The organism is Microbacterium sp. 05T445, from assembly GCF_056395865.1.
Map to the genome: position 1 here is coordinate 655,164 of NZ_JBFTKJ010000001.1, position 12,578 is coordinate 667,741.

General features: G+C 71.8%; 11 protein-coding genes. 3 read left to right on the forward strand and 8 right to left on the reverse strand.

Translation table 11 applies throughout. The annotated features are described in order from the left end of the window. Positions 1 to 38: 38 nt before the first annotated feature. The 4 genes from AC1DDU_RS03175 to gabT all read right to left on the reverse strand — a co-directional run bounded on the left by AC1DDU_RS03175 (position 39) and on the right by gabT (position 5,338). A complete protein-coding gene (locus AC1DDU_RS03175) occupies positions 39 to 1,601 on the reverse strand; it encodes an APC family permease (protein ID WP_477431175.1) in 1,563 nt (520 codons plus the stop codon). Beyond that, entirely contained in the window at positions 1,598 to 2,482 is an 885-nt protein-coding gene (locus tag AC1DDU_RS03180; protein WP_477431176.1) for a universal stress protein, read from the reverse strand. Before AC1DDU_RS03180 ends, AC1DDU_RS03175 begins: the two co-directional genes overlap by 4 nt. Next, a complete protein-coding gene (locus AC1DDU_RS03185; protein WP_477431177.1) occupies positions 2,479 to 3,840 on the reverse strand; it encodes a flavin monoamine oxidase family protein in 1,362 nt (453 codons plus the stop codon). The genes AC1DDU_RS03180 and AC1DDU_RS03185 overlap by 4 nt, the downstream gene beginning before the upstream one ends. A gap of 136 nt (positions 3,841 to 3,976) precedes the next feature. After that, positions 3,977 to 5,338: a 4-aminobutyrate--2-oxoglutarate transaminase gene (gene gabT / locus AC1DDU_RS03190; RefSeq protein ID WP_477431178.1), complete on the reverse strand. Its 1,362-nt coding sequence runs from the start codon at positions 5,336 to 5,338 to the stop codon at positions 3,977 to 3,979. 93 nt (positions 5,339 to 5,431) lie between these two features. On the opposite strand from gabT, the gene AC1DDU_RS03195 reads away from it, so the two are divergent. Then, entirely contained in the window at positions 5,432 to 6,964 is a 1,533-nt protein-coding gene (locus tag AC1DDU_RS03195) for a PucR family transcriptional regulator (RefSeq protein WP_477431179.1), read from the forward strand. Between the two features lie 237 nt (positions 6,965 to 7,201). Then, positions 7,202 to 8,590 (forward strand): NAD(P)/FAD-dependent oxidoreductase, encoded by a 1,389-nt coding sequence (locus tag AC1DDU_RS03200; RefSeq protein WP_477431180.1) that lies wholly within the window; start codon positions 7,202 to 7,204, stop codon positions 8,588 to 8,590. An 18-nt stretch (positions 8,591 to 8,608) separates the two neighbouring features. Here the strand turns inward: AC1DDU_RS03200 and AC1DDU_RS03205 are convergent, their stop codons facing one another. Together AC1DDU_RS03205 and AC1DDU_RS03210 are read right to left on the reverse strand one after the other, a co-directional pair. Further along, positions 8,609 to 9,019, reverse strand: a complete 411-nt coding sequence (locus tag AC1DDU_RS03205) for a riboflavin kinase (RefSeq protein ID WP_477431181.1) — start codon at positions 9,017 to 9,019, stop codon at positions 8,609 to 8,611. Continuing rightward, positions 9,016 to 9,534 carry a flavin reductase family protein gene (locus AC1DDU_RS03210; protein WP_477431182.1) on the reverse strand — a complete coding sequence of 173 codons (519 nt, stop codon included), beginning with the start codon at positions 9,532 to 9,534 and terminating at the stop codon, positions 9,016 to 9,018. Before AC1DDU_RS03210 ends, AC1DDU_RS03205 begins: the two co-directional genes overlap by 4 nt. A 102-nt stretch (positions 9,535 to 9,636) precedes the next feature. Between AC1DDU_RS03210 and AC1DDU_RS03215 the strand changes: the two genes are divergently transcribed. Next, a complete protein-coding gene (locus AC1DDU_RS03215) occupies positions 9,637 to 10,221 on the forward strand; it encodes a PadR family transcriptional regulator (protein WP_477431183.1) in 585 nt (194 codons plus the stop codon). A 36-nt stretch (positions 10,222 to 10,257) separates the two neighbouring features. Here AC1DDU_RS03215 and AC1DDU_RS03220 read toward each other — a convergent pair whose 3' ends face one another. After that, the gene (locus AC1DDU_RS03220) at positions 10,258 to 11,127 is read right to left on the reverse strand and encodes a PfkB family carbohydrate kinase (RefSeq protein WP_477431184.1); all 870 of its coding nucleotides are present in this window, start codon (positions 11,125 to 11,127) and stop codon (positions 10,258 to 10,260) included. A gap of 13 nt (positions 11,128 to 11,140) precedes the next feature. Continuing rightward, positions 11,141 to 12,496, reverse strand: coding sequence for an NtaA/DmoA family FMN-dependent monooxygenase (locus AC1DDU_RS03225; RefSeq protein ID WP_477431185.1), 1,356 nt, complete (start codon positions 12,494 to 12,496; stop codon positions 11,141 to 11,143). Positions 12,497 to 12,578: the final 82 nt, after the last annotated feature.

The following is a 12,578-nucleotide window of genomic DNA, read 5'->3' on the forward strand; positions in this document are numbered from 1 at the left end:
TTGCTCTCCGATCGGATGGATGGGGGTCATTCTGCCGGTCACCGGCGGGAACGTCGAAGGCTTTCGGGTGCGTCGATACTGAGTGTCTCACCGCGGAAGAAGGCCGGACGCTTGATCGCCTGCCAGATCATCACGACGACCCCCGCGAGGATGATCGTGACGCCCAGGACGAACACGAGGCCCAGTCCCGCGATGCTCGATCCGCTGCCGTAGGCAGGGTCCATCGAGTCGCGGAGGGTCGTGACGAACAGCACCGCGAGGATGCCGCCGCCCACCAGTGGGAACAGGAACGTGAAGAAGAAGCTGCGCACCGAGTCGAACCACTGCTTGCGGAAGTACCACACGCACGCGAACGCGGTCAGGCCGTAGTAGAAGCAGATCATCATGCCGAGCGACAGGATCGTGTCGGTGAGGACGTTCTCGCTGATCACGCGCATGACGGCGTAGAACACCGACGCGACGATCGCCGAGACCACGGTGGCGTAGCCGGGCGTGAAGAACCGCGGGCTCACCTTCGCGAACTTCGACGGCAGTGCGCCGTAGTGCCCCATGGCGAGGAGCGTGCGGGCGGGGCCGACGGCCGTGGACTGCAGCGAGGCGGCCGAGCTCGACAGCACCGCGAGCGACACCAGGAACGCCAGCGGGCCCAGGACCGGGTCGGAGAGCGCGAAGAACACGTTCGCCGAGATGTCCTCGTTGGCAAGGCCCAGCGGGCCGTCGCCGACGCCCGCGAACATGATGAGGCCGATCGAGAGCAGGAGGTACAGCGAGACGACGATCACCACGGTGAGCATCGCGGCGCGGCCAGGGGTCTTCGCCGGGTTCTTGGTCTCCTCGTTCATGGTGAGGACGACGTCCCAGCCCCAGAAGATGAAGATCGACAGCGACAGGCCCGCGGCGAACGCGCTGAAGGTGGGCACCTCGAACGGGTTGAACCACGACCACGAGAAGGCGGTGGGGTCGGGCGCGTCGCCGTCGACGGCCTTGACGATCGCGACGACGGCGAACAGCACGAGCACGACGACCTGGAAGCCGACCAGGACGTACTGGAACTTCTGCGTGGTCTGCATGTCGCGGTACGAGATGAGGGTCGCGCCGAGCATGAACAGCAGGCAGACGATCACGTTCACGAACGGGTTGAACGCGAGATCGGCGATGTCGGGGTTGCCGCTGAGCTGCGAGATCAGCAGGAAGAGGAACTCCACGGCGATGCCGGCGAGGTTCGACAGCACGATGACGGTCGCGGCGATGAGGCCCCACCCGGTCATCCAGCCGATCCAGGGGCCGAAGGCCTTCACTCCCCATGTGAACGACGTGCCGGAGTCGGGCATCGCCCGGTTCAGCTCGCGGTACCCGAACGCGGTGAGCAGCATCGGGATGAAGCCGACCAGGATGATCGCGGGCACCTGGGTGCCGACGACGGCGACGGTGGGACCGAGCGACGCGGTCAGCGTGTAGGCGGGGGCGATCGTCGACACGCCGATGACGACGGCGCCGAGCACGCCGACGGCGCCGGCGCTCAGGCCCTTCTTCGACAGCTCGCCGGAGTGGGCGCCGGAGGACGGGGCCAGCGGTGCCGCCGCGTTGCGAGGAGCGCTCATGCGCGGGAACCTTCCTGGCCGCGGGTGCGGGGCACGACGACCATCGGGACGGGCAGCTCGTGCAGCATCTTCGCCGCCGTCGAGCCGAGGAACAGGAATCGGGGCTGCGCGAGGCGGCTGGAGCCGACCACGGCGAGCTCGCCGGGCTCCCACGCGAGGTGCGCGACGGCATCCTCGATGCTGTCGCCGCGTGCCACCACGACCTCGGGCGTGAGGCCGTCGGGCAGTGCCGCGATCACCTTGCTCAGCACGTCATCGGCGTGGGCGGCACCCGCGATGCGGATGACGCCGGTGTCGACGCTGGACGGCAGGTCGACCGAGACCAGCGACAGCAGCCGCAGCCCGGCGCCGGTGGCCGTGGCCAGCGCGACGCTCTCCTCGAGCAACGCGCTCGCGCCGGGACGCGTGCCGATCGCGGCGGTGACCCGGGTGACCCCGGCGACCTCGAGGCGGCGGGAGCCTTCGGGAGCGAGCACCACGGGCACGTCCGAGGAGTGCAGCAGCTCGTTCGCGACGGTGCCGAGGCGGTGGCGCCCGCGACGGCCGCCGTTGGCGGCGCCGACCACGATGTGGGAGGCGTCCAGCTCGTGCGCCGCGGCGATCAGGCCTTCGGCGAACGACTCGCCGAAGCGCACGTGCAGCGTGTGGGCGACGGCATCCGGGATCGAGGCCGCCGCCTCCGCCAGCCAGGCCTCCGCCTGGGTCACCAGGTAGCGGTCGTAGCCGGCGTCCGGCGGGGTGATGACGCTGCGGTCCTCACCCGGGAGCACCAGCACGAGGGCGAGCGGCGCCGCCGTCGCCTGGGCGAGCCGGATGCCGAGGGCGACCGCGTCGGCCCCGGCATCGGTCGCCGTATAGCCGACGACGACGCGCGCGCTCATCGTCGGGCCGCTTCGAGGATGTTGTCGGCGACCAGGCGACCCATGCGGATCGCGCCGTCGACGTGCTGGTACCCGGCGCCGGCCATGTCGCTGCACGCGAAGTGGATCGGGCCGACCGGGGTGCGCAGGTCCGCGCCGTAGCGGGCGAGGCCGCCGAGGTCGAAGCTCGCGGCGTACGCGCCGCGCGTCCACTCCTCCGCGCCCCAGTCGCTCTCGAAGTAGACGAGCGGGCTCTTCGCCTCGTCGCCGTAGTAGTGCGACAGCGACTCGAGGATGCGCTCCTTGCGCTCCTCGGCCGACACGCGGAACAGGTCGTCGGCGTTGCGGTCCGACACGAAGCCCACGAGGGTGCCGCGCTCGTCGCCGTGGTTGGTGTTGTCGTACGCCTCGTGCGAGATCTCGTAGGGGCTGAAGGCGGTGCCCGACAGGCCCTGCTCGCGCCAGAACGGGCGGTCGTAGACGGCGTGCACCTTGATGACGAAGCCCATCGAGATGTGCTGGTGCATCTGCTGCTTCAGGCGCGGCAGCGCCGGCTGGAACTCGATCCACGGGTAGAGGATCGGCGCGTGGGCGAGGATGACGTAGCGGGCGCGCACCTCGAGGCCGTTGTCGGTGACGATGCGGACACCGTCCTCGGACCAGTGCACCTCGTTGACCGGCTGGTCCAGCACGACGTCGTCGCCGAGGCGCTCGGCCAGCAGCAGCGGAACCTGCTGCAGCCCGCCCACGACGCGCTCGTCGAGGATGAAGTCGGCGTCGACCAGGTGCGAGAAGCTGCCCGCGCTGGCGGCCATGAGGAGCGCCTGCAGCGCGGAGAACGCGTACGCGGGCTTGGTGAGCATGGCACCGGCGATGAAGAGGGCGATGTTGTCGCGCGCCTCCTGGTCCTGGGTCTGCTCCTCCAGCCACGCCTCGAACGAGATGCGGTCGAGGGCCTCGGCGTCGGGGTGCTCCCACGGCTTGTCGGGGTCGATCTCGGCCACCATGCCGTCCAGCACCTCGATGAGGCGCACGATCTCCTTCTCGGTCTCGGGGGCGACCGGGAAGATCTCGCCGGTGAAGCGGGTGAGCTCGCCGTCCTGGCCGATGTAGACCGAGTCGCCCTCGCGGTAGCGGCTGTACGTCTCCAGCCCCAGCTCGGCGAGCGTCTCCTTCAGCGCGTCCTGATCGGGCGAGACCCACTGGCCGCCGATCTCGAGCATGGCGCCGTCGACGACGTCGGTCCACAGGCGTCCGCCGACGCGATCGCGCGCCTCGAGCACGACGACCGACAGGCCCGCCTTCTTCAGCTGGTTGGCGGCCGTGAGGCCGGCGGCGCCGGCGCCGACGATGACGACGTCGCGGGTCAGCTCGGTCATTCGGACTCCTTCGTCAGGGCGCGCGCGTGCGCGCTTCGTTCGTTGGTGGGATTCGTTCGGGAACCCGCGGCGGCCGATCAGGCCGCCGCGGGAACGATCCGATGCGGATCTGGTGTTGTCAGGCGGGATCGGAGGATCAGGATGCCGCGAGCGCTGCCGCGACCACGTCCAGGCCCTCGTGGAGCAGGTCGTCGGTGATCGACAGCGGCGGCAGGAAACGGATCACGTTCCCGTAGGTGCCGCAGGTGAGCACGATGACGCCCTGTGCGATGGACGCCTTCGCGACCGCGGCGGTGAGCGCGGCATCCGGCTCCCCCGTCGCGGGGTCCACGAACTCGGCGGCGATCATGGCGCCGTGACCGCGCACGTCACCCACGCGCGGGTCGGCGGCCTGCAGCTGCTGCAGGCGGCCCTTGAGGATGCTCTCGATCTCGCGGGCGCGCTCGATCATGCCGTCGTTCTCGAACACGTCGATGGCGGCGACGGCCGCGGCGCACGCGACCGGGTTGCCGCCGTAGGTGCCGCCCAGGCCGCCGGAGTGCGAGGCGTCCATGATCTCGGCGCGACCGGTCACCGCCGCCAGCGGCAGGCCGCCGGCGATGCCCTTGGCCGTGGTGATGAGGTCGGGGACGATGCCGAAGACCTCGCTGGCGAACATGCGGCCGGTGCGGGCGAAGCCGGTCTGGATCTCGTCGGCGATGAAGACGACGTCGTTGGCACGGCACCACTCGACGAGCGCGGGGAGGTAGCCGTCGGCGGGGACGATGAAGCCGCCCTCGCCCTGGATGGGCTCGATGATGACGGCGGCGAGGTTCTCGGCCCCGACCTGCTTCTCGATCATCGAGATGGCCTTCTTGGCGGCGAGACCGCCGTCGAGACCGTCGCGGTACGGGTACGAGACGGGGGCGCGGTAGATCTCCGACGCGAACGGGCCGAAGCCGCTCTTGTAGGGCATCGCCTTGGCGGTGAGCGCCATCGTGAGGTTGGTGCGGCCGTGGTAGCCGTGGTCGAACGCGACGACGGCCTGCTTGCCGGTGTACTTGCGAGCGATCTTGATCGCGTTCTCGACCGCCTCGGCGCCCGAGTTGAACAGGGCGCTCTTCTTGGCGTGGTCGCCCGGGGTGATGCGGTTGAGCGCCTCGGCGACCGACACGTAGGAGTCGTAGGGCGCGATCATGAAGCAGGTGTGGGTGAACTGCGCGACCTGGTCCTGCACGGCCTTGACGACCTTGGGGTGCGCGTTGCCGATCGTGGTCACCGCGATGCCCGAGCCGAGATCGATGAGCGAGTTGCCGTCGGCGTCGACGATGACTCCGCCGCCCGCAGCGACGGCGTGCACCGGCGCGGTGTGGCCGACGCCCGCGGCGACGGCGTCGGACTTGCGGTCGATCAGCTCCTGCGAACGGGGTCCGGGGATGCTGGTGACCAGGCGGCGCTCCTGGGGCAGGGTGGGTCCGCCGAGGGGCGTTTCGGTGAGGGTGTCGGCTGCGCTGCTCATGGTGGGGAGCGTATGTCGTGCCCGCGAACACCCGCACCTGCCTCGCTGTACATTCTGCCCGCCCAGCTGTACCGGCCGTACACTCGGAGCATCATGGACGCCTCCGACGCCCCCACCCTTCGCGCCCTGCTGGCGCGCCGCGACCTGAAGCTGTCGCTCGCGGTCGACGACGTCGAACCGGCCGCGCTGGACCGCGCGATCCGGTGGGTGCACAGCTCCGACCTGGTCGACCCGACCCCGTTCCTGTCCGAGGGGCTGGTGCTGCTGACCACCGGCACGCAGTTCCCCCACGGCGACGGCGGGGACAGCACCGAGGCCTACCACTTCTACGTGCAGCGCCTGGCCGCGCGGGGCGTCGTCGGGCTCGGTTTCGGCACGGAGGTCGTGCGCGCCGGCATCCCTCCTGCCCTCGTCGACGCGTGCCGCACCGAGCGGATGCCGCTGTTCGAGGTGCCGTACCGGACCCCTTTCATCGCGGTCGCGCGCGCCAACGCCGAGGCCATCGCCGCAGAGGCCTACGCCCGTCGCAGCTGGGCGCTGGCCGCGCAGCGCGCCATCGCCCTCGCGGCGCTCCGCCCGGACGGGCTCGGCGCCACCGTCGCCGAGCTCGCCAAGCAGCTGGACACCTGGGTGGGCATGTTCGACGCGGCAGGCGAGCTGGCGCGCGAGCACCCCGCGGGCGGCCTCGGCCACGAGACCGCCGACGGCCTGCAGCGCGAGGTGACCGGCGTGCTGCACCGCGGCGCCAGGGCGGGCTCGTCGCTGCGGATCGGCGAGACCCCGTTCACGCTGCAGACCCTCGGCCGTGGCGGGCATCTGCGGGGCGTCATCGCGATCGCCGCGGGAGACCTCGACCAGGAGGGCCGGGTGGTCGTGACCGCCGTCATCGCCATGGCCGGGCTCGCCCTCGAGCAGCAGCAGGGCCTCACCCGCGCGCGCAGCGCGCTGCGCGCGGGCCTCGTGCAGTCGCTGATGGCCGGCGACCCGGCGCTGGCCCGCCGCACCTCGCGCGAGCTGTGGGGACCCCTGCCGTCGGCGCCGGTGGTCGTCGGAGTGACGGATGCCGCAGCCGCACGCGTCGACGGCATCGCGGAGCTGCTGGAGCTGTGGGCCGACGAGCGCCGCGGCGCGCTGTTCTTCGGCCGCGGCGACGACGGCCTGGTGCTCGTGGTGCCCGCCGGGGACCTGTCGGGCGTCGAGGAGCTCGCCGAGCGGTTCGACGTGCACATCGGGATCTCGGACCCCACCGCCTACGACGGCTTCGCCGCGGCGGTCGGCCAGGCGCGGGTCGCACGCGACCGCGGCGCAGGGCCGGTGACGGCGTTCGCGGAGGTCTCGCGCGGCGGCGTGCTGTCGGCCTTCACCGACGAGGCGCGCTCGCTGGCGCGCGCCGAGCTCGAGCCGCTGTACGCACACGACGCCGCGCAGGGCACGCGGCTGGTCGAGACCCTTCGGGTGTGGCTCGACGAGGACTGTTCCCACGAGGCGACGGCGCAGGCGCTGGGCGTCCATCGCCACACCGTGCGCACCCGGCTCGCCCTGCTCGAGCGCGTGCTCGGCCGGGACCTGTCGTCGTTCGCCACGCGCGCGGAGCTGTGGGCGGCGCTGCGGGCACTCGACGCCTGACGAGGCCCGGCCGGCGCTCTCCTTCGCCGGTCGAGGACGTACGGTCTCGGCGATTCCACATGTCGTCGACAGCGACGACGTGCGGTCTCGGCGAGCACGTACGTTCTCGCGGGCGAGGGGTTGGTGCAGGGGGTGGCCGGCCGCCGGGGACGTCGCCGGTTCGATCGACCGGCGCGGGCCGGAGATCGGGACGGATTGCCCGCCGAGCGCGCCCGCGCGGCACGGCAGGATGGGCCCATGACCGAGCCCGCAGTGCCCAACGGTGAGGTGTCGTGGTGGTGGCGGAGCCTCGGCGGGACGCCGGCACCGCGCCCCGCGCTGCCCGGCGACATCGACGCCGACGTCGCGATCGTGGGCGGCGGGTACACCGGACTGTGGACCGCGTACTACCTCAAGCGGGCGCAGCCCGACCTGCGCATCGTCGTGCTCGAGCAGCGCTTCGCCGGGTTCGGGGCATCCGGTCGCAACGGCGGCTGGCTCACGAACACCGTGACGGGGGGCCGCGGCCGCTACGTCGCGTCCCACGGCAGGGATGCCGCGAACGCCCAGCAGCGCGCCCTCAACGACACCGTCGACGAGGTCATCGCCGTCGCCGCCCGCGAGGGCATCGACGCCGACATCGTCAAGGGCGGCGAGTTCGACGTCGCCCGCACCCCGTCGCAGCTCGCCCGGCTGCGCGCGACCGCGGCGGCCCAGCAGGAGTGGCCGCACACCGATGTGGAGATGCTGGATGCCGCAGCCGCGGCATCCCGGATCCGCATCGACGGCGCGCTGGGCGCCCTGTGGCACCCGCACTGCGCCCGCGTGCACCCGGCGAAGCTCGCGCGCGGGCTCGCGGAGGCGGTCGAGCGCCTGGGGGTGCCGATCTACGAGCAGACCCATGTCCGCGAGATCGCTCCCGGCCGCGCGCTCACCGACCGCGGCACGGTGCGCGCTGCGCACGTGCTGCGGGCGACCGAGGGCTTCACCGCCGATCTGCGGGGCGAGCACCGCACGTGGCTGCCGATGAACTCGTCGATGATCGTGACCGAGCCGCTGCCGGCGTCGTTCTGGGACGCCGTCGGCTGGGACGGCCGCGACGTGCTCGGCGACTTCGCCCACGTCTACATGTACGCGCAGCGCACCGGCGACGACCGCATCGCCTTCGGCGGGCGCGGCGTGCCCTACCGCTACGGCTCGCGCGTCGACACCGACGGCACCACCCAGGAGCGCACGATCCGCTCGCTCACGGCGCTGCTGCGACGGTTCTTCCCGGATGCCGCGACCACGCCGATCGCCCACGCCTGGGCCGGTGTGCTCGGCGTGCCGCGCGACTGGGCCGCGGCCGTCGTGCACGACGCGGCGACCGGCCTCGGCTGGGCGGGCGGCTACGTCGGTACCGGCGTCACCGCGACCAACCTCGCCGGGCGCACGCTCGCCGATCTCGTGCTCGGACGCGACACCGAGCTCGCGCGTCTGCCGTGGGTGGGTCACCGCGCCAAGCGGTGGGAGGTCGAACCACTGCGGTGGACGGCCGTGAACGCGATCTACACCGCCTACGGGATGGCCGACCGCATGGAGGCGTCCGGCTCCGAGCGCACGGCATGGCCCGCGCACGTGGCAGACCTGGTGGCGGGCCGCCATTGACGCAGCGGCATCCGCCCGTCAGCGCTCCTGCAGGTGCCCGGAGGCCGCCGCGGCGAGCCGCTCTCGGCACAGCGTCACGTCCAGCGCCGACTGCCGGATGAGGTGCGCGACGTCGTCGAAGCGCGCCGTCGGTCGCAGGAACTCGACGAACTCGACGACGAGCGTCGTGCCGTACAGGTCGACGTCGACGTCGTGCAGGTGCACTTCGAGCCGTCGTTCGCGGTCACCGGCGAAGGTCGGGTTGGCGCCCACGCTGACGGTCGCGCACCAGGGAAGACCTTCTCCCTGTCGGCCCGCCCGCGCGGCGTAGATGCCGTCCGCGGGCAGGTCGCCGGGGTCCACGAGCAGATTCGCCGTGGGAAACCCCATGCCCCTCCCCCGTCCGTCACCGTGGACGACGAGCCCGTGCAGGGACGGGAGTGCGCTCACGCCGGCGGCGGGACGTCGCCGGCGAACGCGCGGTAGCGGCTCTGGTGGAAGACGAGGGGCTCCACGTCGTCGAACACCGTGACGTCGGCGAGCTCGAACAGCGCGACCTCGTGGTCGCCGCCGTCGAAGAAGCTGTGCGGCCGGCAAGTGAGCCAGAGGGCCGCACCCTCGATGAGGACGGCGCCGTCGTCGGTCACGTGCCGACCGTGGTCGCCGAAGCGATCCTCCTGGTCGCGCGCCGACAGCCGGCGACTGAGCGGCTCGTGCCCTGCGGCCAGGACGCTCATCCCCAATGCCGGAGCGGAGCGCAGCAGTGGCCAGGTCTTGGAGGTGCGCGCGGCGCTGACACCGACCAGCGCCGGCTCGAGCGAGATCGACGTGAAGGAGTTGACGGCCATGCCCACCGTCCGGTCGCCGACGCGGGCGCCGAGGGCGACGACGCCGGTGGGGAACGACGAGAAGGCGCGGCGCAGCGCCAGGTCCCAGGGAAGGGTCTCGGTGGTGACGGTCGTCATCGCGACATCCTTTCTTCGTCAACTTTGACTATGTAAGATCATACGCATTCTTGACCATACAAACAAGGACGGATCGGGCCCTCCCTCGATAGCATGAGGACCATGTCGACCACGCGACTCGTCATCCTCGGCGCCGTCAAGCAGTTCCAGCCCGTCCACGGGTACTTCCTGCGGCGCGAGCTCATGACCTGGCACGTCGACGAATGGGCCCACATCCAGCCCGGCTCGATCTACAACGCGCTGCGCGCGCTCGAGGTGGACGGCTACATCGCCGAGAGCGGCACCGAGGCCGAGGGCAAGCGGCCCGCGCGCACGACCTACCGCATCACCCCGTCCGGGGAGATCGAACTTCAGCGGATGCTGCGTGAGAACCTGTGGAACGTCGAGCCGTTCGACACGCAGCGCATCATGACCATCGCGTCGTTCATGTTCGTGCTGAGCCGGCAGGAAGTGATCGCGGGTCTCGAACACCGGCTCACCAAGAGCGACGCGATCATCACGACCAACGGCTTCCACGTGCAGGACACGCTGCGGTCGGAGTCGACGCCCAAGTACGTACGCGAGATCTTCGACCTGTCCACGGCACGCCTGAAGGCCGAGAAGGAATGGGCGATCGCGCTGATCGAGCGCATCCGCGCCGGCGAGTACACCTTCGCCGGCGAGGAGCCGGCCGCCGCGACCGCCTGACCCGCGCGCCGGTCGGCACGCGGGTCGCGGCGCGGATCAGCGCGCGATGAGCGCGGCGACCGCCGCCGGCGTCAGGTGAGCGGTCGTCGCGCCCAGGTGCTGGACGACGATCGCCCCCGCCGCCGACGCCTGCACGACGGCATCCTCGATCGCCTCCCCCGCCGCCAGCGCAGCGGCGAGCACGCCGCAGAAGGCGTCGCCGGCGCCAGTGGTGTCGACGGGATCGACCCGGAACGCGGGGATCGCCAGCGGCGACATGCCGGCGCGATGGACGGTCACGCCCGCGGCGCCCTCGGTGCGCACCACGATGCCCGCGGCGCTGAGGCACTCGAGGCCGCCGAGCTCGTCGCACTCGGTCTCGTTGACCACCAGCACATCCACGTCGGGCAGCAGCGGCAGCGCGGCCGGCGAGGCGGGCGCCGCATTCAGGATCGTGACCGCTCCGGCCGCCCTGCCGGCGGCCAGCGCAGCGGCGACGGCCTCGACGGGCACCTCGAGCTGGGCGAGCACGACGGCCGCGCCGGAGATGTCGGCGACGGCGTCTTCGGCGGTGAGCTCGGCGTTGGCTCCGGGAGCCACGACGATACTGTTGTCGCCGCCGACCGAGAGCACGTGCGCGACACCGGTGGGCGCAGCGGTCCGCCGCAGCGAACCGCGCACCCCGGCATCCGTCGCCGCCCGCTGCAGGAACTCGCCCGCCTCGTCGTCGCCGACCATCGCGCACAGGACGGTCGGCCCACCGTAACGGGCGGACGCCACCGCCTGATTCAGGCCCTTGCCGCCCGAGAACCGGCCCACGGCGGTGCCGAGCAGGGTCTCGCCGAGCACGGGGAGGCGCGAGATCCCGACCACGAGGTCGAGATTCGCGCTCCCCACGACGGCGACGCCGGACAGCTGCGTCGTCATGCCGGGGCCCTCGTCAGACCGAACGCCGGTAGCCGGAGCCGGTGTGCGACGCCGCGAGGGCGGCCGTCGGCGTGCCCATGAGGCGCTCGCGCAGCGACTGCGGCTCGGCGGGCTGCGGCGCGATCACGCCGCGGTCCTTGAGGATGGGCAGGACGTGGTCGATGAAGTCCTTCGTCGACGCGGGCGGGATGACCGGCGAGAACAGGAAGCCGTCGAGGTCGGCGCCCTCCGCGAGCTCGCACATCCGGTCGGCGATCTGCTCGGGGGTCCCCACGATCGGCCGCGCCCCGACGCCGTGCGCGTGCCAGTCCCCCAGCACGTCGCCGACCGTCTTGTCGGCGAAGCGGGCGACCTGGGTCTGCGACAGCTCGGTGCTCAGCTCGGCCATGGGCGTGGCCGGATCGTACGACGAGAGGTCGAGACCCGTGAACCATGCGTAGGACGCTACCGTCACCTCCGGGTTCTGCGCGTCGGCGACCTCGGCGTAGGTGCGGCGCGCCTCCTCCTCGGTCGAGCCGACCACGGCCGCGAACGCCGACATGATCTTGACGTCCGACGCGGCGCGGCCGTTCTTCACGGCCTCCGCGCGGATGCCGGAGGAGTGGTCGCGCAGCTGCTCGACGGTTCCGCTGCCGACGAAGATCGCCTCGCCGTGCTTGCCGCCGAACGCACGGCCCGCCGGGGACGCTCCGGCCTGGAACAGCACCGGCGTGCCCTGCGGCGAGCGCGAGGTGTTGCCGTAGCCGTGCGAACGGAAGTACGGCCCGTCGTGCGCGATGCGGTGGACCTTGGCGGGATCGGCGAAGCGGCCGGACTTGTCGCGCTCGAGCGCGCCCTCGTCCCATGCCTGCTCCCACAGCTTGTAGACGACCTGCATGAAGTCGTCGGCCATCGCGTACCGCTCGTCGTGGCCGACCATCGGCACGCCGAACCCCTGCACGGCGGTGTCGGCGGTGCCCGTGGTCACCACGTTCCAGCCGATGCGCCCACCCGAGAGGATGTCGAGCGTCGCCATGCGGCGGGCGAAGGCGTAGGGCGCCTCCAGCAGCGTCGAACCGGTGGCGACGAGGCCGAGGCGGCTGGTCTGCGGGATGAGCGCCGCCAGCACGATGGCGGGGTCGAGGCGGGGCAGGTCGAGCCCCTCGATGGAGCAGACGTCGGGGCGGGAGCCCGCGACATCCGCCCAGCCCCAGGCGTCGGCCAGGAACATGAAGTCGAACCCGGCGTCCTCGACGAGGGTCGCGGTGTCGCGCCAGTAGTCCAGGCGGTCGAAGAGGTACCGCTGATTGTCGGGATGGCGCCAGGTCGCCGTGCCCGAGTCGTTCGCCTGGGCGTTCTCGAAGAGTCCGAGACGCAGCTGCTTCACCATGAGTGATGCCTTTCGTTCGATGAAGGGGTCAGGGGGCGGAGCCCGGATGCCGCCGATTTCAGGCGCGCCGAGGAGACCCCGC